Source organism: Streptomyces sp. NPDC041135, from assembly GCF_055592085.1.
Window position 1 is genome coordinate 46,730 of the sequence record NZ_JBVIYZ010000024.1, and the last position, 18,108, is coordinate 64,837.

The window sequence follows — 18,108 nt, forward strand, 5'->3', positions numbered from 1 at the left end:
CTTCTATGAGATCGTACAGCCGGGCCCGGTCCCGGCACAGCCGATCCCGCAAACCCGCCAAGAGGAGAACAACGTGTGCGGAACCTGGGTGATGAAGGCCGTGTACGGCGACACGTACACGGAAGCGCACGACCACATCCACGCCCACCAGGCCGGCAACCCCGAGGCCGCCGTCCTGTCCGCCGGTGAGGTGCGCCGCGCCGCCGCGGCCGCCGCCCCCAGCCGGCGCAGCATGCTCGGCCTGGCCGGCGCGCTGGGCGCCACGGTGACCGGCATGGGCCTGCTCGGCGCCACGCCGGCCGCCGCCGCGCAGCCCGCGGCCACCGCGAGGAAGCTGTTCGGCACCGGCCGCCGCATCGTCGACATGAGCCACGCCTGGGGCGAGGACTTCCCCGTCTTCCGCCCCTTCGTCGAGCCGCCGAAGTTCACGCAGGTCGCCTCGGTCGAGAAGGAGGGCTACAACACCCTCATGCTCACCATCGACGAGCACAGCGGCACGCACATGGACGGCCCCAAGCACTTCGACAACGGCCAGCTCGCCACCGACGAGATCCCGGCCGAGAGCCTGATCGCCCCGCTCGTGGTCGTCCGCATCGCCGACCGCGCCCAGAAGGACCTCGACGCCCTGCTCACCTACGACGACCTGCGCAAGTGGGAGAGCCGCCACGGCCGCATCCCGGACGGCGCCGTGGTCGCCATGGACTGCGGCTGGTCCTCCCGCATCAACGACCCCGAGCGCATCTTCAACCGGGACGCCGACGGCAAGCCGCACTTCCCCGGCATCGGCTGGGACGCCGCCGAGTTCCTCTCCACCAGCCGCAACATCGTCGGCGTGGCCACCGACAGCCCCAGCCTGGACTCGGGCGCCAACAACTACCTCGACCCGCGCGCCCACAAGTTCCTGCTGACCAGCGGCCACTACGGCATCGAGTGGGCGGCCAACGTCGACCAGCTCCCGGAGTCCGGCGCGATCACCGTCATCGGCCTGATGAAGCACAAGGGCGGCTTCGCGGGCCCCGTCCGGATGTTCGGCATCTACTGAACCGCGGCCCCCGGGCCGCCCGGAACAGCGCCGAAGCCGGTGTCCCCCTGGAAGGGCAGGGGGACACCGGCTTCGCCGCGTCGTGCGTCAGGCGCGCGGGACTCGGTCGTGCGGCGCGGTCGACCCGCCCGGGGCGCCGCCCAGCAGCCAGGCAGTGAGGGAACGTTCCGTCGCCTGGCGCAGGCCGGCCCGCCGGCGGGCCGCCACATGGCGGCGGATCAGCGCCTCCAGCTCCGGGTCCGGCGCTCCCGCACCGGCCGTACCGCCTTCCGCGCCGCCTCCCGTAACGCCTCCGGTCCCGCTCACCGCGCGCTCACCAGTTCCTGCTCGCCGTCCCGGGCGAACGCCGTCGGCGCCCACTGGGTGAGCACCGCGCCCACCGTCATCCCACCGCCGAACCCGGCCATGAGCACGGTCTCGCCGTCGGCGAACTCGCCCCGGCGGTGTGCGATGTCGAGGGTGACGGGCACCGACGCCGAGCCGGTGTTGCCGTACCGCTCCAGGGCCAGGTGCATGGTCGCCGAGGGCAGCCCGAGCGCGGGCCACACCTCACCGAGCATCACCCCGTTGGCCTGGTGCGGCACGAAGTGCCGTACGTGCTCCCGGCGCACGCCCGCCCGGTCGAGCAGCTCGTGCAGCGCCTCGGGCAGGTTCTCCTGCACGAACGAGCGCACCCCGCGCCCGTCCATCCGGAAGTAGTGCGCGCCCTCCTCCAGCGTGCGCCGGTCGGCGGGCAGGCGGCTGCCGCCCGCCGGCACGCTGATCAGCCGGTACTGGTCGCCGCGGGTGAGCAGGCTGGTCTCCCGGATGCCGCAGGTGTCCGGCACCCCGCCCAGCAGCACCGCACCGGCGCCGTCACCGAACAGGATGGCCGTCTTGGGGTCGGAGTAGTCCAGGATGCGGGAGTAGATGTCCGCGCCGATGACCAGCGCGTACTGCCCCTCGCCCGCCGCCCGCAGCAGCCGCTCGGCGACCGTGGTGGCGTACACGAAACCGCTGCACACGGCGTTGATGTCGAAGGCCGCCGCGTTCACCGCGCCCAGCAGGTGCTGGACGATGCTGGCCGTCGCCGGCTGCGGGTGGTCGGGCGTCGACGTGGCGAGCACGATGTACGCCACGTCCTGCGCCCGCACCCCGGCCTGCTCCAGCGCGGCCCGGGCGGCCCGGGCGGCCAGATCCGACGTGGCGTCACGGTCGTCGGCGCGGCGCCGCTCCCGTATCCCGGTCTTGCGCACGATCCACTCGTCGGTCACCCCCGCCCCGCGCGCGATCTCCTCGTTGGTGACGACCGTGCTGGGCAGGTAGGACCCGGTGGCCAGAATTCCGATACGCGTCATGAGTGAACCTCCCCCTCCAGGCCGGGCCGCCGGACGCGGCCCGGGAACGATTCCGGACGCCGCCCGGGCAGTCCCACGGCTCTCACGACACGCAGGCCGATCCGCCGTACCGCGACCGCCGCGGCCCGCCGGGCGGGCGGCCGTACTCCCCGGGTCACCGCGGCGCCCCGGTCAGCAGCCGGCCCCAGCCCGCGCGCAGCGCGTGCGCGGTCAGCTCCTCGTCGTCGCCCACCACGACCGGACGGCCGACCGCCTCCAGCATCGCGAGGTCGCTGACGTGGTCGCCGTACGCGGCGCAGCCCGCGAGGTCGAAGCCGCGGACGGCCGCGGCGATCCGCACCGCCCGGCCCTTCGTCGCACCGATCATGGGCACCAGCACCTCGCCGGTCAGTTCGCCGCGCCGCACCACCGGACGGGTGGCGAGCACCTGGTCGGCGCGGACGTCCTCGGCGATCGGGTCGAGGCAGGCGAAGAACGACCCGGAGACCAGGATCAGGGCCTGGCCGGACTTCTGGTGCACACCGAGGGCCTCCTCGACCTCGGGCACGTACAGCCCGTCCGCGGGCTCCCGCCACTCGGCGGCGAACCAGCGCCGCCCGGCCTCCGCGAGCCGCTGCGCCCGCTCGCCCCGGTACAGCCGGTAGTAGCGGCGGTTGATCTCGGCGCGCGGCGCCCCCCGCAGGGCCGCGGTCCGCAGCTCACCCGTCAGCCGGTCGTAGGTGGCCGGGGGCTCGCCGCGCGTGCGCAGGTAGAACTCCAGGAACCGGAACATGCTCTTGACCCGGATCAGCGTCTCGTCCACGTCGCTGAAGACGGCGGTGGCCCCGGTCATGACGTCATCCGGGTCAGGACGAAGGAGAACACGCACAGCGGCTCACCCTTCTGCGAGGCCTCGACCCGCACCGGCAGCTGCGGCGCCGGCGTCGGCAGGCCCTCCGCGGGGAGCGTGCCGCCGAGGGTGTAGAGCGTCACGGCGCCCGCGGTGTCCCGGGGGCTGTCGACCCAGGCGGTCAGCACCGTGTCGTCCTCCAGCTCCCCGAAGCGCGAGAACCGGACGTGCATCTCGGTGACGATGGTCTTGAACGTGGACAGCCCCTGCACGTCCAGCGCGGCGAGCAGCGCCAGCTGCCGTGCGCCCTCGGCGATGACCATGCCGGGCAGGTGGTCCTGCGGGTGGTCGAACAGGCTGGCGTGCCGGGCGGGGATGCGCAGCAGCGCCTGCGCGGTGTTGTCGGTGACCGCCGCGTCGACCAGGACCACGTTCTCCGGGTTGGCGCGGCCGACCAGGTGCGGGGCGACGGGCGTGCCCGGCGTGGACACCGGGTAGGTCGCCGACGACGGCAGCGCGAAGCCGTCGCGGTTGTTGAGCCGCAGCGTCAGGTAGCCCATCGGCGTCTTGAAGCGCAGCCCGATGGAGGCGTGCCCGATCACCGTGCCGTCGGCGATCAGGTCCAGCTCGTAGTCGAGGCCGGTGACCCGGCCCTCGCGTTCCTTGCGGTCGGTGATGCGGACCCGGAAGGCGAGCGAGAACGGCGAGCTGCCCACGACGACGGTCTGCGGGTGGTCCAGGCGCAGACCGAGGTGGGTGAGGATGAACTTGTTGTCGGACGGCACACCGAAGAAGCGGTGCGCACCGGCCAGGGTGGCCTGCCGGCACGCCTCCAGGATCAGCAGCGGGTCGTAGCAGCCGGGGCGCAGCAGGTGGTCCCCGTAGTAGGCGTGCGACCTGGGCAGCTGGGCGCCCGCGGCGTAGGTGTCCTCGTCGATGCGCCGCAGGTCGGTCAGGAACACTTCGCCCAGGGCGTCCCGGTGGACGAGCAGACGGTCCACGGTGCGCGTGTAGTCCAGCGGCGGTATCCCCGCGGGAGCGGCATCGGGTGCGGTGGTCATGAATGGCCTGGCTTTCTGTCGCGGTTGTGGTGGTTCCTGCTCGGGGTCGTGGTGGGTGAGGGGGCAGACACGCGGAGGGACGACGTGGGAACGTCGTCCCTCCGGTGCCGCGGGGGGCCTGCGGGGTCCGCTCAGGCGGGGTAGACGTCGCCCGGCAGCTTGCGGTCGGCGCCGACCGTGCCGATGTGCCAGTACGGGTACGGCGCCGGGGTCTCGCTGACCTTGTCCAGGCGGGCCAGCTCGTCCTCGGAGAGCGTCCACTCCATCGCCTTGAGGTTGTCGTCCAGCTGGTGCGGCTTGGTCGCGCCGATCACCGCGGAGGTGATGCCGGGCTTGGCCAGCACCCAGTTCAGGGCGACCTGGGCGACGCTCGCGCCGCGCTCCTCGGCGATCCGCGCCATCTCGTCGACGATGTCGTACGCCTGGTCCTCGTCGGTCAGCGGAGCGGACTCGGCGGGGGTGCGCTGGGCGAGGCGGCTGCCCTCGGGGCGCTCCTCGCCGCGGCGGTACTTGCCGGTGAGGAAGCCGCCGGCCAGCGGCGACCAGGCGGTGATGCCGACCTTCTGGTCCACGGCGAGCGGGATGATCTCGCGCTCCAGGTCGCGGGCGCCGATGTTGTAGTAGCCCTGGTAGCAGACGAAGCGGCTGAGGTTGCGGCGGTCGGAGACGGACAGCGCCTTCATCAGCTGCCAGCCCGCGAAGTTGGAGACGCCGATGTAGCGGATCTTGCCGGCCCGGACCAGGTCGTCCAGCACGCGCAGGGTCTCGTCCAGCGAGGTGCGCGGGTCGAAGCCGTGGATGTGGTAGAGGTCGATGTAGTCGGTGTTCAGCCGGCGCAGGCTGTCCTCGACCGCCGCGTACAGGTGGTGGCGGGTGGCACCGATGTCGTTCGGGTCGTCCGTGATCCGCCAGCGGCCCTTGGTGCCGATGATGACGCGGTCGCGGACCTTCTGCAGGGTGCGGCCGAAGAACTCCTCGCCCATGCCGTTCTTGTAGACGTCGGCGGTGTCGAAGAAGTTGATGCCGGCGTCCAGCGCCTGGTCCATCATCCGCAGCACGTTCTGGTCGTCGACGGTGCCGAACTCCGACCAGTTGCGGTCCTCGGCCCCGAGGAACCGGGCGCCGCCGCCGAAGGTCATGGCGCCGAAGCACAGCTCGGAGACGGACAGTCCGGTGTCGCCCAGGTAGCGGTAACGCATCTTCTCCTGCTTTCGGTTGAGTAGCTGCTCGGGTTCTGAGGGGGTGAGGTGGGGGGCTGAGGCTGTGGGGGGAGGGGCGTGGGGGGAGAGGGGAAACGTGGGTGGGAGAGGGGGGAGGGGAGCACCCGGGACGGGGGGTGACCGGGCACTCCCCGGTTCGGTGGGGCGGGCGGGTCAGCTCGCCGCGTCCGCGAGTTCCTTGTCCTTGACGACGAGGAAGGTGGTGACCGCCCCGGCCGCCGCGAGCACGGCCAGCGCGACGAACGCCACGTGCAGGCTGGAGGTGAGGCTGTGGGCGACGGCGTCGAGCGCGTCCAGCCGCCGGGCCGGCGCGACGGTGGCCAGCGCGTCGTCCAGCCGGCCCTGGGTCGCCTCACCGGCGAGGCGCGGCGCCTGGGCGGCGAACCGGGGCGCGCTGTCGATCAGGTCCCCGCGGGTGTAGGAGGACAGGAATCCGCCGGCCGCGGCGACGGCCACGGTCTCGCCGGCGATCCGCATGGTGTTGAAGATGCCGGAGGCCATCCCCGCGCGTTCCACGGGTACGACGCTGACGGCCGCGTTGTCCATCGCGCCGAACGCCGAGCCGACACCGAGCCCGAAGACCAGCAGCGGCGCGACCACGACGGCCCAGGACTGCCCCGGCTGAAGGACGACCATCCACAGCGAGCCGACGGCGATCAGCACCGAACTCACCGTCAGCAGCATCCGCGGCGTGACCCGGTCCGCGACCAGCCGCCCGATCAGCAGCGGCAGGACGAAGATCGGCAGCATCAGCGGCATCAGCAGCAGCCCGGACTCGGTGCTGGAGTAGCCGCCGACGCCCTTGAAGTACGGCGGCAGGAAGTTCAGCAGCACCACGAAGCCGAAGGTGATGGTGAACGGCTGGCAGACCACCACCACGAAGGTGGGGTTGCGGAACAGCGACAGGTCGAACATGGGCCGCGGCACGCGCTGCTCGATCGCCACGAAGGCGGCCATGAACACGGCGAAGCCGGCGAGTGAGCCGAGGGTCGCCGGGTGTGCCCAGCCCCGCTCACCGCCCTCGACGAAGCCGAGCGCGAGCAGGAAGAGGCTGCCGCTGAAGGTGGCGAGCCCCGGCCAGTCGACCCGGGTGGCGTCGGGGTCCCGCGATTCCCTGATCCGCGGCATCAGGACCAGCGCGACGGCGCCGACCAGCACGTTCAGCCAGAACACCCCGCGCCAGCCGGCCAGGCTGACGCACGCACCGCCGAGCACCGGCCCGAGTGCGAGACCGGCGCCGAAGGAGGTGCCGAGGACGCCGAAGGCCTGGGTGCGCCGGCGGCCGGTGAAGGAGGCGGCCAGGATCGCGGCGCCGCTGGTGAGCACGCCGGCCGCGCCGATGCCCTGCAGGGCGCGCGCGATGTCCAGCACCAGGATGTCGGTGGACACCGCCGCCACGGCCGACATCGCCATGAAGACGACGGTGCCGATCGCCAGGATGCGGCGGCGGCCGAACTGGTCGGCGAGGGTGCCGGCGGCGAGCATGCAGGCCGCGAACGTCACGCCGTAGGCGTTCTGCACCCACTGGCCGCCGGCCACGGTGGAGTCGAGGTCGGTGGTGAGGTCGGGCATGGCCACCGCGGGGGCGGTGATGGCCAGGGGGAGCAGCACGCTGGCGAGGGCGACCGCGATCATCACGCTGAGCGAGCCCGCGTCCTCCCGGCGCTCCGGCGCTGTCGTCCGGGTCTCGGTCTGGGTGGTCATGACCCCTCTTTCTTCCGTCGTCGCGACCGTTCTCAGGTCTGTTCTGGTCCGCGGCGCTAATATAAGATCTCGAAGTACAGTAAGACATCTGATGGTTGTCGTCAATGAGCGCCCACTGAGATGGAGGAGCCCCATGCCGAGCACCGAGCGACCCGCGCGGGACCGAGCCCCGGCGGACCCGGCCGACGGACGGGACCCGTACGACGTACTGATCGTCGGAGCCGGGCCGACCGGCATGATGGCGGCCTGCGAACTGCTGCGGCGCGGCGTGCGGGTGCGCATCGTCGACCGCGCCCCCGAGCCCTCGCCCTTCCCCAAGGCGCTGCTGGTGTGGCCCCGCAGCATCGACCTCTTCGACGACCTCGGGGTGCTGTCCGAGCTGCGCGCCAGCGGTGTGCAGATCAACGCGTTCAGCTACTTCTCCGAGCGGCACCGGCTGGCCACCTTCGACTTCCCGCAGGCGCTCAGCCCGCTGTGCCTGCCGCAGAACGAGACCGAGCGCATCCTGCGCACCCGGCTGCGGGAGCTGGGCGGCAAGGTGGAGCGGGGCGTGCGGCTGCTCACCTTCGACGGGCTGGACTTCTCCGGGCGCATCGACGCGGTCGACGGGGTGACGGCCGTCCTGGAGCACGCCGACGGGCGCGTCGAACGCACCCGGGCGGCCTTCGTCATCGGCACCGACGGGGCCGGCAGCGCGGTCCGCGGCCAGCTCGGCAGCGGCTTCTCCGGCAGCACCTACGAGAGCGCGTTCGCCCTGGTGGACGCCCGGATCAAGGGCTATCTGCCGCCCGACCAGGCGCTGTACTACCAGTCGGCCGCGGGCGCGCTGGTCGTGGTGGCCCTGCCCGGCGGCGTCTTCCGGTTCTTCTCCAGCATGGCCCCGGGGGAGAAGGTCGGCGTCGAGAAGATGCAGCGAATCGTCGACGAGCGCGGCCCGCGCGGCGTCACCCTCACCGACCCGGTGTGGGAGTCGGAGTTCCGCATCCACGCCCGGCACGCCACCGACTTCCAGCTCGGCCGGGTCTTCATCGCCGGCGACGCCGCGCACGTGCACAGCCCCGCGGGCGGCCAGGGTCTCAACACGGGCATGCAGGACGCCCACAACCTGGCCTGGAAAATCGCCGCCGTCCTGCACGGCAGGGCTCCTTCCAGCCTGTTGCTCACCTACGGTCCCGAACGGGCCGCCGTGGCCCGCCGGGTGGTGCGCGACACCGACATCCAGACCCGGGGCTGGATGGTGCGCCGCCCGCTCGCGGTCCGCACCCGCGACGCCGCCTTCCGCACGGCCGGGCACACCGGCCTGTTCCGGCTGTACGCCCCGGTCATGGCCGGCCGCCGGCTGGCCTACCCGGCCACCCGCGACAGCCAGCTGCCGGGCGGCCGCTCCGCCTGCCGGCTGCGCTCCCGGCTGCCCGGCGGGCTGGGCGTCGGCGCCGTCTTCCCCCGCGAACTGGCCGTGCCGGCCGGCTTCGCCGGGCCCCGCGACGAACCGCCGGGCTGGACCCTCGCCGTGGTCTGCCGGGGCGAGGCGCCCGCCTGGCGCGAGCAGGTGCGCGGCCTGACGGCGGGGTGGCCCGGGGTACGGCACGTGAGCCTGTCCGCCGGCTCCGCCCGCACCGAGACCGGCTGCCGGCAGCAGGGCTACTACCTGGTCCGGCCCGACGGCCACATCGCCGCCCACGGCCACGAGGGCGACCTGGACCGGCTGCGGGCCGAGCTGACCGAGTGGCTGGGCCCGGTGGCCACCGCCGCGTGAGGCGCGGGACGAGGAAGGAGGGGGTGCGACCCGCGGGTCGCACCCCCTCCTTCCGTGATCCGTCCGCTCCGGCGATCCGTCCCCTCCGGGTGCGCGTCCCGTGTCAGGCCGCGGTCGGCGCCGCCCCCGCGACGGCGCCCAGCGAGAGTTCGCCCGTGGTCAGCAGGTCGAGCAGCTGGGCCAGTTCGCGGTCCGCGGGCGTGGCGGTACGGAAGACGAAGTGCCGCAGGCCGGCCTGCTCCGGCCCGCCGAAGAACCGGAAGAAGCCGATGTCGGCGGCGTGCGGCGCGAAGCTCTCGTAGAGGAACACCGACCCGCCGTCGCTCACCAGTCCCCGCCCGGCCGCGATCACGTCCCCGGCGGCGGCCTCGTACAGCACGTCGAAGCGGTCGTCGACGCCGTCGAGCCCGCACACCACGCGGGCCGCGCCGAGCCCCTCCACCAGCCCGGTGCGCGCCCGGTCCCGCACCGCGGCGGTCACCCGGGCACCCAGCGCGGCGGCCAGCTCCACCAGCAGCCGTCCGATGCCCTGGTCGGCGCCGGTCACCAGCACCGTGCGGCCGGCCAGCGGGCCCGCGCCGCGCACCAGCCGCAGCGCGGTCAGCACGGCCACCCGCAGCGCCGCCGCCTGCTCGAAGCTGACGTGCTGGGGCAGGACGACGGCGTACTCGGACGGCAGCGCCATGCACGAGGACCACCGCCGGCCGGGTGCCACGCCCACGATCCGGTCCCCCGGCAGCGGGCTGAACCCCTCGGGGGCGCCCCGGAGCACCACCCCGGCCACGTCCCACCCCGGCAGCCAACCCTCCGGGGAGGGTTCGGCCCTGATCATCTCGTCGACCTCGGGTGCCACCGCGCGCACCGCGACGAGGATCTCGTCCTCGGCCTGCGCGGTGACCGCGTCCTGTCGGGAAGTGAGCTGCTCGGACATGGCGATTCCTCTCCTACCTACGGTTGTTTCCTCAAGGGACTCGGCCGGACGGGGCAACGGGCCGGGCCCGCCGTACGGGAGCGCCCCCGCGGCGTGCCCGGCGGCGGGACGCGCCCGCACCTCAGAACTCCTCGTCCACCAGGACGGCGGCGCCGGCGACCGGGCCGTCCACCGCGACCACCTCGAACAGGTCGGGCTGTTCGACGACACAGGCGGCGAGGGCGAGATGGCTCTCCAGCACCCGGAACCTGATCCAGGCGTGGGTGTGGTGGTCGTCGGGCACTCCGGGAGCCAGCCGGACCCGCAGCTGGATGCGCTGCTCCCCGCACACCGCGACCTGCGCGGCGTCCACCTCGGCGAGGGAGGTGGCCAGCCGGACCAGTTCACCGGCGGAGACGGCACGGCCGTGGAAGCGGAAGAAGGGCGGGGCGGTGCCGAACACCCGGACCGCCGGGCCGGGCAGCCCGCAGGTGCAGCGGGCGAACTCGCCGCGGTCCTGGGTCTGGTAGCGGATCAGCGGCGGGGTGCGGCCCGGGTCGAGCGTGGTCACCCGCAGCCGCCCGCCGGCGATCTCCACGTGCTGGTACGGCAGCGGGTGGTACACGTCCGCCAGGCACTGCGGCCCGCGGTGACCGGTCACCCAGGTGCTCGCCGCCCCGTACAGCCGCCAGACCTCGGTGTACGGGAAGCACTCGGCGATCCGCGCGTCGGGGGTGGCGTCGTGCGCCGCCCCGCCCAGCAGCAGGGTGCGCAGCCAGGGCACCGGCCGGCCCGCGGCCGTGGCGCCGAGCAGCCGGCCGAGCGTCTCGGGCGGCGCGGCCACCGCGGTGACGTGGTGCCGGGCGAAGAAGTCCAGCCAGTCGTCGTGCGAGCCGTCGGGCAGCCGGCCGAAGGCGAGCGTGGTGGCGCCCGACTCGGCCGCGAACCGGTTGTAGAAGTAGTGGTCGGGCCGCAATTGGCCCGGTGGGTGCAGATTGGCGAGGACGTCCCCGGGGCCGAGCGGGTTCCAGGCGCGGCGGATCTGCGGGGCGAACATCCCCTCGGGCAGCAGGGTCAGCGCGGGCTCGTCCAGCGTGCCGCCGTCGGCCCACAGCTGGGCGCCCGGGGACCGCTGCCCCAGCGCCAGCGCCTCCTGCGTGGCCCGCATCAGCTCCGGCCGGGTCAGCACCGGCAGGTCGGTCAGCGCCGGTAAGTGCCCGGCGCCGAGGTGGGGCGCGTACTTGGCGGCCAGCGAGGGAATGCGCGCGGCGCGCCGCACCAGCTCGGGCAGCACGGGCGGCACACCGGCCGCCCGGACCGGCGGGGCCGGCGTGCCCGACGCGGGCGGAGACAGCGGAACCATCGGAGTTCACCTCTTCCAGCTCGTTCGGAGCAGCAGACTAGTACTTCGGTACGTTCTTGGTCCAGAGTACGACTTTAAATCGCAGATCAAAGTTGCCCCGCGGACTTAGCGTTCAGACTTGGCCCTTCAGAACATACTTGTTCTCCAGTGCATTTTTAGACTAAGATCGCTCGCGTTGACCCGACCTCAGAGGGGGGCTTTGTGATGGGTTCAGGACATGAGGACGGCACGTCGATCGCGGTCGTGGGCATGGGCTGCCGATTCCCGCAGGCCGCAGGCGTCGACGCGTACTGGTCCAACCTGGTGGGGAACGTCGACTCGGTGACGCCCGTGCCGCCCGAGCGCTTCGACATCGCGTCTCGCCACGCACGCGCACCGAAGACACCCGGACGCATCGCGTCCCGGTACGGCGGCTTCCTCCCGGACGCCTTCTCCTTCGACACCGGCTTCTTCGGCATCTCGCCCGCCGAGGCCAGGAGCATCGACCCGCAGCACCGGCTCCTGCTCATGGTCGTGCGCGAGGCGCTCGACGCCGCCGGCATCCCGGCACCCGACCTCGCCGGCAGCAGCTCGGGCGTCTTCATCGGCCAGGCCACCGCCGACTACGCGCACGGCGCCGACCTCGACACCCACTCCTTACGCGACGCCACCGGCAGCCACTTCCGCGCCATGGCGGCGGGCCGCATCTCCTACGACCTCGACCTGCGCGGCCCGAGCGTGACGGTCGACACCGCGTGCTCCTCGTCGCTGGTGGCCGTCCACATGGCCCGGCAGAGCCTGCTCACGGGCGAGACGGACCTGGCCGTCGCCGGCGGCGTCAACGTCATCCTGTCGCCGCAGGACGCCATCGCCTTCTCCTCCGCCGACCTGCTCTCCCCGGACGGCCGCTGCGCCTTCGGCGACCTGTCCGCCAACGGGTTCGTGCGCAGCGAGGGCGTCGGCGTCGTCGTGCTCAAGCGGCTGCGCGACGCCCGGCGCGACGGCGACCCCGTCCTCGCGCTGCTGCCGGGCAGCTCCGTCACCAACGACGGCCGCGGCAGCGGCTCCCTGGTGAAACCCGCGGTCGCGGGCCAGACGGCGATGATCCGCGAGGCCTGGCGCTCCGCCGGCGTCGACCCCGACCGGCTGGACTACGTCGAGGCCCACGGCAGCGGCACCCCGGTCGGTGACGCGGTCGAACTCCAGGCGCTCGCCGAGGTGGTGCGCGGCCGGCGCACCCGCGGACCGCTGCGGATCGGCTCGGTGAAGTCCAACATCGGCCACGCCGAGGCCGCGGCCGGCATCGCCGGTCTCATCAAGGCCGTCCTCATCACCCGGCACCGCACCATCCCCGCCTCGCTGCACCTGAACGACCCGCACCCCCTCCTGGCCGACGCCGGCAGCCCCCTCCACCTGGTCACCCGCAACGAGGAACTGGACCCCGGCGAGGGCCGCGGCGCCCTGGTCGGCGTCAGCTCCTTCGGGCTGTCGGGCACCAACGCGCACGTGGTGGTCGCCGAGGCCCCGGCCCGGCCCGCCGAACCGGCCCGCGCCCCCGCCGAACTCCCGGAGGGACGCCCGGCCCACCTGCTCGTGCTCAGCGCGCACAGCCCCGCCGCGCTGCGCCGGCTCGCCGCCGCCTACGCGGACTTCCTCGCCCCGCACGGCCCCGGCCGCGACCTGCCGCTGTGGGACGTCTGCGCCACCGCGGCCCAGAAGCGGCAGGCCCACCCCTACCGGCTGTGGGCCACCGGAGCCGGCCACGACGACCTGGCCGAGGCGCTGCGCGCCCTGGCCGAGAACCGGCCGACGAACGCCGGGGGACTGGGCGAGGCCGGGTTCGACGGACCCCGCCGTACCGTGTTCGTCTTCCCCGGCCAGGGCTCGCAGTGGTCCGGCATGGGCCGGTCGCTGAAGGCCACGACCCCCGCCTACGCCCGCGAACTGGCCGCCTGCGACGCGCTGGTGCGCGAGGAGACCGGCTGGTCCGTAGAGGAGGTGCTGGACCGCGCCGACGGCCCCTTCCCCGACCGGGTCGCCACCGTGCAGCCCGTGCTGTGGGCGACCGAACTGGCGCTGGCGGCGGTGTGGCGCGACATGGGCGTCGACCCGGAGGTGTGCCTGGGCCACAGCATGGGCGAGACGGCCGCGGCCGCCGTGGCGGGCGGGCTCACCCCCGCCGACGCCGCCGCCGTGATCTGCCGCCGCAGCGCCCTGATGCAACGGGTCGCCGGCCGGGGCGCGATGATGGCCGTCGAACTCTCCGCCGAGCAGGCCGAGGATCTCGCCGCGGCGGAGGGCGGCGAGGTCTGCGTGGCCGCGCAGAACGCGCCCGGGTCCACCGTCCTGGCGGGCGGCACCGAGGCGCTGCGGCGCATCGGACGGCGGCTGGAGCGCGACGGCGTCTTCCACCGGCTGGTACGGGTCGACGTCGCCTCGCACTCCCCCTTCATGGACCCGCTGCGCGAGGACCTCCTTCAGCGGCTGTCCGGCCTGCGGCCCCGGCGGGGCACGGTCGCGATGCACTCCAGTCTGCTGAACACCTTCCTGGACGGACCGGAACTCGACGCCCGCTACTGGCTGGACAACCTGCGCGAGCCCGTCCGCTTCGCCGACAGCGTCCGCCTCCTCGCCAAGGAGACCGACAACGTCTTCGTCGAGATCAGCCCGCACCCCGTCCTGCAGAGCGCGGTCGCGGACACCCTCGGCGAGGCGGGCAGCCCGCCGGCCGTCGTCGCCTCCACCGACCGCACCCGCCCCGACGAGGCACTGGCGCTCGCCCGGTCCCTGGGCGCCTTCTTCACCCTCGGCGGCACCGTCGACTGGCAGCGCTGGTTCCGCGGCCCGGCCCGCCGGGTCCCGCTGCCCGGTTACCCGTGGGAGAGCGAACCGCTGCGCCGCGACGTCCCCACGGCCGCGCCCGCCGTCCGGCGCACCACCGCCGACCTCGCCGCCGACCTGAGCGGGGCGGCGGTCCGGCTGCACGGGCTGGCACCGGTGCCGCCCGCGGTCCACCTGGCCGCGCTGCGCGAGGCGGTCCGCCCGGCCGGCGCCGGCACCGTGACCGTCGAGGACATCCGGCTCGGGGACGAACTCGTCGAGATACCCGCCGGCGGGAACCTGGCCCTGCGCGTCACGACCGAGGACCGGCCGGGTGCGCGGTCCGCGGAGGTCCGCGCCGTGGGCGGCGCGCCGGACGGGCCCGGCACCCTGTGCCTGACGGCGACAGTGACCACCGCGGCCGCGCAGGGCGCACCCTCCGGGCGCGCCCAGCTCGACGCGGCCCTCGACCGCTGCCGCACCCACCGCACGGCGCGGGAGTTCTTCACCCGGCTGTCCCGGCGCGGGTACGAGCCGAGCCCGGCGATGCGCGCCGTACGCCACCTCTGGCGGCGCGACGGCGAGGCCGTCGCCCTGCTGCACCGCCCGGACGTCGCCGAGCAGGCCGCGTGGGAGGCGGCGCTGCTGCCGCTGCTCGCCGCCCTGCCCGGCTCGGTCCCGGCCGACGCGGCCTACCGGGTCACGGGCCTGGAGCGGGTGCGCTTCCACGCCGACCTGCCCGGGGAGTTCTGGCTGCACACCACCCTGCGCGCCGAGGAGGCCGGTGAGCGGCTGCGCGCCGACGCCACCCTCATCGACCAGCAGGGGCGCACCGTCGCGGAGTTCCACGGCATCCGGCTGCGCCGCCTCGGCGCGGGCGCGGCGGCCGGCTCCTACGTCCGGGCGGTGCTGTCCCTGCCGCAGCAGGCGGTCTCCCGCATCGGCGCGGTGCTGCGCCTGCCGCGGATACCGCTGCCGCCGCTGATGCTTGGGCGGCTCCCCGGCGGCCCGCACGACGCCGCCGGGCCGCGGACCGAGCCGCCGGCCCCGCAGGCACCCGCCGCGGTCCACCTCACCCTCGCCGCCGGCACCACCGCCGGCCCCGACACCACCGCCGGCCCCGGCGCCGGGAGGTTCGTGGAGATCGTGGCGGAGCTGCTCGGCACGGACGTGGCGCGGGTGGACGTACGCAGGCGGCTGAGCGACTACGGGTTCGACTCCCTCACCGCCGTGCAGCTGCGCAGCCGGGTCCGCAGCGAGCTGCACAGCGACATCCCGCTGTCCCGGCTGCTCGGCAGGGACACGGTCGGTTCGCTCGCCGCTTCCCTGGAGAGCGCACCCATAGCCTGCTGACCTGCGGGGGTCGGCGCGGAACGGCTCGCTCCACAGCCCTTCCCGCCGACCCCCCAAGACTTGTATAAGTGAACTAGTACTCATACATGGATCGTGATACACGTGTAGGGAGTGCCGGCGCTATCGGTCCGTCTGCCCAGCCAGGACGACGGGGGCTCAGCCCTGGCCCACGACGTCGAACGCCGATGACACCAGGGTTTCTGGACCGGCACGCACGGCATTGGGCGACAGGAGTCACACATGGGCGACACACCACTCACCACCGAGGCGCCACCCGTCCAGGGACGGCGCGAACGCAACAAACTGCGCGTACGCAACCGCATCTACGACGCGGCGGTCGAGCTGTTCACCCGGCAGGGGTACGACCAGACCACCGTCGACGAGATCACCGAAGCGGCGGACGTGGCACGCGGCACCTTCTTCAACCACTTCCAGCGCAAGGAAGACCTCATCGCGGAGTGGAGCGAACAACGCCGCGAACAGCTGCGCGCCGGCCTGACCACCGAAGGGCTCACCGCGGACTGCGGCGAGAGCACCCGGCTCTCGCTGCTGCACTGCATGAGCCTGCTCGCGCAGATCAGCCTCCGCGACAGCGCCCAGACCCGGGCCATGCTCGCCGCCTGGGTCAGGGCCGGCTTCCCGCTGTACGAGCAGCCCTACGTCAGCGAGACCTTCGCCCGGTTCGTGACGGAGGGCCACAAGCGCGGTGAGGTCGCCGACACCGTGGACCCCGACCTGGTCGGCCGGGTGCTGCGCGACCTCTACCTCGGCACGCTCTACCGCTGGACCCACCCCGAGGCCGAGATCGACCTGGAGGCCGAACTCCACGCGGCGTGCCGGACCGTCCTCGACGGAGTCCTGTCGCACCAGCACCAGCACCAGCACTAGCGGGGCCCGCACCCACGGACCCGCACCCACGGGAAAAGGGCGGCCGGAAACCCGGCCGCCCTTGTGCCCGGACCGCTCCTGCGGACCGCGGCGTCAGGCGGACGCCGTCCACTCCCGCGGCACGGTGTCCGTGTCGGCGCCGGGGGCGGGGGCCGGGCGGGGCGCGGGGGAGGGGGTGCGGGAGAAGCGGGGGGCGGGCGACGGCTGCGGGCGGCCGGCCACCGCGGTGAACGTCGCGCGCTCGCGCAGCGCGGGGTGCTCCGCGGCCTCCTCCGGGGCGAGGACCGGGACCACGCACGCGTCGTGGTCGGCGAACACCTTCGCCCAGTAGTCCCGCGGGCGGGTGCGGAACGCCTCGGCGAGGCGCTCGCGCAGGGCGGGCCAGGCGGCCTGGTCACCGCGGTCGGGCAGACCGGCGGCGTCGAGGCCGAGCTGGGCCAGGAGCACGTCGTAGAAGCGCGGTTCGATCGCGCCGACCGCCACGTGACGGCCGTCCTGGCAGGCGTAGGTGGTGTAGAACGGCGCGTCGGTCACCGTGACGTTGCCCGGGTTCTCCCGCCACTGGCGGACCATCACCTCCAGCAGCGCCGCCCCGTCGACCATGGCCGCGTCGACCACCTGCCCGCGCCCGCTGCGGGAGCGCTCGTGCAGCGCCGCCAGCACGCCCAGGACCTGGAGCAGACCCCCGCCGGCGAAGGTGGACAGGTACGTCGACGGTGGAGCCGGGGAACCGGCGGCGTCCGCGTCGCTGTCGAGCACCCCGGCCAGGGCCAGGAAGCTGATGTCGTGCCCGGGGCGCTGCGCCCAGGGGCCGGACTGCCCCCAGCCGGAGACCCGGGCGTAGACCAGGCCGGGGTTGGACTCGGCGAAGGCCTGCGGGCCCAGGCCGAGGCGCTCGCAGGCGCCCGGGCGCAGTCCTTCGAGCAGCACGTCGGCGCGGTCCACGAGGTCGCGCACCCGGCGCACGCCCTCCGGGTCCTTCAGGTCGGCCGTGACCGAGCGGCGGGAGCGGCCGAGCGGATCGGCGGGCCCGGACCCGCCGGACCCCGGGCGGTCGACGCGGACGACGTCGGCGCCCAGGTCTGCGAGGAGCGTGGCGGCGAAGGCGCAGGGCGCGCCGCTCGCCAGCTCCACCACGCGTACACCGTTCAGTGGCCCCATCGGGCTCATCCCCTTTCCAGCGAACGACGCTGAATTCTCGGGTCCGGACCACTCCGGACGACGAATTGATTGTGCCGGGTGTTCCGGATTCCATTCGTGATGATCGAGTTCGGACTTCCGTATTGTTCCGGCCCGGATTTCCTGTCTACCTTGCGAGTGTTTTTCCTCTTGCTTTCCCCCGGATGAGAAAGGGCAGGAATCGTGACGGTTCTCTACACGGCTGAGGTCACGTCGTCGGGAGACGGCCGCAAGGGCCGGGTCAGCTCCTCGGACGGCGTGCTGGAGCTGGGGCTGGACGCGCCCAAGGAGGTGGGCGGCTCCGGGGAACGGACCAACCCCGAGCAGCTGTTCGCCGCGGGCTACGCGGCCTGCTTCCACAGCGCGCTGCGGCTGTCCGCGCGTGAGGCGCGGGTGCCGCTCGCCGAGGAGCCGGCTGTGACGGCCCGGGTGCACCTCGAGCGCGACGACTCCGGGTACGGGATCAGCGCCGACCTGACGGTGCGGATGCCCGGAGTGGCCGAGGAGACGGCGCGGGAGCTGGTGGACCGGGCCCATGCCCGCTGCCCGTACTCCCGGGCCGTGCGCGGCAACATCCGGGTGGGCATCGAACTGGCCCCCTGAGGCCGTCTCTCCCGCGCGGCCCCGCGGTGGATGCCGCCGGGACCGGACTCGCGTCCGGCCCCGG

At 73.8% G+C, this 18,108-nt stretch carries 14 protein-coding genes; 5 read left to right on the top strand and 9 right to left on the bottom strand.

What is annotated here, in order from left to right; all coding sequences use genetic code 11:
* Nucleotides 1-73 precede the first annotated feature (73 nt).
* A complete protein-coding gene (locus ACZ6CZ_RS31985) occupies nucleotides 74-1,042 on the top strand; it encodes a cyclase family protein (protein ID WP_469028204.1) in 969 nt (322 codons plus the stop codon).
* Nucleotides 1,043-1,129: 87 nt separating this feature from the next.
* On the opposite strand, the gene ACZ6CZ_RS31990 is transcribed toward ACZ6CZ_RS31985, so the two are convergent.
* The 6 genes from ACZ6CZ_RS31990 to ACZ6CZ_RS32015 all read right to left on the bottom strand — a co-directional run bounded on the left by ACZ6CZ_RS31990 (nucleotide 1,130) and on the right by ACZ6CZ_RS32015 (nucleotide 7,193).
* Nucleotides 1,130-1,348 carry a hypothetical protein gene (locus ACZ6CZ_RS31990; protein WP_469028206.1) on the bottom strand — a complete coding sequence of 73 codons (219 nt, stop codon included), beginning with the start codon at nucleotides 1,346-1,348 and terminating at the stop codon, nucleotides 1,130-1,132.
* Nucleotides 1,345-2,379, bottom strand: a complete 1,035-nt coding sequence (locus tag ACZ6CZ_RS31995; RefSeq protein WP_469028209.1) for a 3-oxoacyl-ACP synthase III family protein — start codon at nucleotides 2,377-2,379, stop codon at nucleotides 1,345-1,347. Before ACZ6CZ_RS31995 ends, ACZ6CZ_RS31990 begins: the two co-directional genes overlap by 4 nt.
* A gap of 154 nt (nucleotides 2,380-2,533) precedes the next feature.
* Nucleotides 2,534-3,211 (bottom strand): HAD family hydrolase, encoded by a 678-nt coding sequence (locus ACZ6CZ_RS32000; RefSeq protein WP_469028211.1) that lies wholly within the window; start codon nucleotides 3,209-3,211, stop codon nucleotides 2,534-2,536.
* Complete coding sequence (locus tag ACZ6CZ_RS32005; RefSeq protein WP_469028212.1) at nucleotides 3,208-4,269, bottom strand: ScbA/BarX family gamma-butyrolactone biosynthesis protein; 1,062 nt, start codon at nucleotides 4,267-4,269, stop codon at nucleotides 3,208-3,210. Before ACZ6CZ_RS32005 ends, ACZ6CZ_RS32000 begins: the two co-directional genes overlap by 4 nt.
* A 131-nt stretch (nucleotides 4,270-4,400) precedes the next feature.
* Nucleotides 4,401-5,468, bottom strand: a complete 1,068-nt coding sequence (locus ACZ6CZ_RS32010; RefSeq protein WP_469028215.1) for an aldo/keto reductase — start codon at nucleotides 5,466-5,468, stop codon at nucleotides 4,401-4,403.
* A 174-nt stretch (nucleotides 5,469-5,642) separates the two neighbouring features.
* Nucleotides 5,643-7,193, bottom strand: coding sequence for an MFS transporter (locus ACZ6CZ_RS32015; RefSeq protein ID WP_469028217.1), 1,551 nt, complete (start codon nucleotides 7,191-7,193; stop codon nucleotides 5,643-5,645).
* A gap of 133 nt (nucleotides 7,194-7,326) precedes the next feature.
* On the opposite strand from ACZ6CZ_RS32015, the gene ACZ6CZ_RS32020 reads away from it, so the two are divergent.
* Nucleotides 7,327-8,949 carry an FAD-dependent monooxygenase gene (locus ACZ6CZ_RS32020; protein ID WP_469028219.1) on the top strand — a complete coding sequence of 541 codons (1,623 nt, stop codon included), beginning with the start codon at nucleotides 7,327-7,329 and terminating at the stop codon, nucleotides 8,947-8,949.
* A gap of 103 nt (nucleotides 8,950-9,052) precedes the next feature.
* On the opposite strand, the gene ACZ6CZ_RS32025 is transcribed toward ACZ6CZ_RS32020, so the two are convergent.
* Both ACZ6CZ_RS32025 and ACZ6CZ_RS32030 read right to left on the bottom strand, forming a co-directional pair.
* Nucleotides 9,053-9,880, bottom strand: coding sequence for an MDR/zinc-dependent alcohol dehydrogenase-like family protein (locus ACZ6CZ_RS32025; RefSeq protein ID WP_469028221.1), 828 nt, complete (start codon nucleotides 9,878-9,880; stop codon nucleotides 9,053-9,055).
* A 121-nt stretch (nucleotides 9,881-10,001) separates the two neighbouring features.
* Nucleotides 10,002-11,222, bottom strand: coding sequence for a hypothetical protein (locus ACZ6CZ_RS32030; RefSeq protein ID WP_469028223.1), 1,221 nt, complete (start codon nucleotides 11,220-11,222; stop codon nucleotides 10,002-10,004).
* A 204-nt stretch (nucleotides 11,223-11,426) separates the two neighbouring features.
* Between ACZ6CZ_RS32030 and ACZ6CZ_RS32035 the strand changes: the two genes are divergently transcribed.
* Both ACZ6CZ_RS32035 and ACZ6CZ_RS32040 read left to right on the top strand, forming a co-directional pair.
* Nucleotides 11,427-15,374, top strand: a complete 3,948-nt coding sequence (locus ACZ6CZ_RS32035) for a type I polyketide synthase (protein WP_469028226.1) — start codon at nucleotides 11,427-11,429, stop codon at nucleotides 15,372-15,374.
* Between the two features lie 240 nt (nucleotides 15,375-15,614).
* A complete protein-coding gene (locus tag ACZ6CZ_RS32040; RefSeq protein WP_469028228.1) occupies nucleotides 15,615-16,262 on the top strand; it encodes a TetR/AcrR family transcriptional regulator in 648 nt (215 codons plus the stop codon).
* A gap of 93 nt (nucleotides 16,263-16,355) precedes the next feature.
* On the opposite strand, the gene ACZ6CZ_RS32045 is transcribed toward ACZ6CZ_RS32040, so the two are convergent.
* The gene (locus ACZ6CZ_RS32045) at nucleotides 16,356-17,423 is read right to left on the bottom strand and encodes a CaiB/BaiF CoA transferase family protein (protein ID WP_469028231.1); all 1,068 of its coding nucleotides are present in this window, start codon (nucleotides 17,421-17,423) and stop codon (nucleotides 16,356-16,358) included.
* A gap of 201 nt (nucleotides 17,424-17,624) precedes the next feature.
* Between ACZ6CZ_RS32045 and ACZ6CZ_RS32050 the strand changes: the two genes are divergently transcribed.
* Nucleotides 17,625-18,044 (top strand): organic hydroperoxide resistance protein, encoded by a 420-nt coding sequence (locus ACZ6CZ_RS32050; protein ID WP_469028233.1) that lies wholly within the window; start codon nucleotides 17,625-17,627, stop codon nucleotides 18,042-18,044.
* Nucleotides 18,045-18,108 lie beyond the last annotated feature (64 nt).

Bases quoted from the DNA above. Each gene is read 5' to 3' on its own strand.
- ACZ6CZ_RS31995 (WP_469028209.1), bottom strand. From the start codon at position 2,379: ATGACGCGTATCGGAATTCTGGCCACCGGGTCCTACCTGCCCAGCACG.
- ACZ6CZ_RS32020 (WP_469028219.1), top strand. From the start codon at position 7,327: ATGCCGAGCACCGAGCGACCCGCGCGGGACCGAGCCCCGGCGGACCCG.
- ACZ6CZ_RS32040 (WP_469028228.1), top strand. From the start codon at position 15,615: ATGGGCGACACACCACTCACCACCGAGGCGCCACCCGTCCAGGGACGG.
- ACZ6CZ_RS32045 (WP_469028231.1), bottom strand. From the start codon at position 17,423: ATGGGGCCACTGAACGGTGTACGCGTGGTGGAGCTGGCGAGCGGCGCG.
- ACZ6CZ_RS32025 (WP_469028221.1), bottom strand. From the start codon at position 9,880: ATGTCCGAGCAGCTCACTTCCCGACAGGACGCGGTCACCGCGCAGGCC.
- ACZ6CZ_RS32015 (WP_469028217.1), bottom strand. From the start codon at position 7,193: ATGACCACCCAGACCGAGACCCGGACGACAGCGCCGGAGCGCCGGGAG.
- ACZ6CZ_RS32000 (WP_469028211.1), bottom strand. From the start codon at position 3,211: ATGACCGGGGCCACCGCCGTCTTCAGCGACGTGGACGAGACGCTGATC.
- ACZ6CZ_RS32005 (WP_469028212.1), bottom strand. From the start codon at position 4,269: ATGACCACCGCACCCGATGCCGCTCCCGCGGGGATACCGCCGCTGGAC.
- ACZ6CZ_RS32035 (WP_469028226.1), top strand. From the start codon at position 11,427: ATGGGTTCAGGACATGAGGACGGCACGTCGATCGCGGTCGTGGGCATG.
- ACZ6CZ_RS32030 (WP_469028223.1), bottom strand. From the start codon at position 11,222: ATGGTTCCGCTGTCTCCGCCCGCGTCGGGCACGCCGGCCCCGCCGGTC.
- ACZ6CZ_RS32010 (WP_469028215.1), bottom strand. From the start codon at position 5,468: ATGCGTTACCGCTACCTGGGCGACACCGGACTGTCCGTCTCCGAGCTG.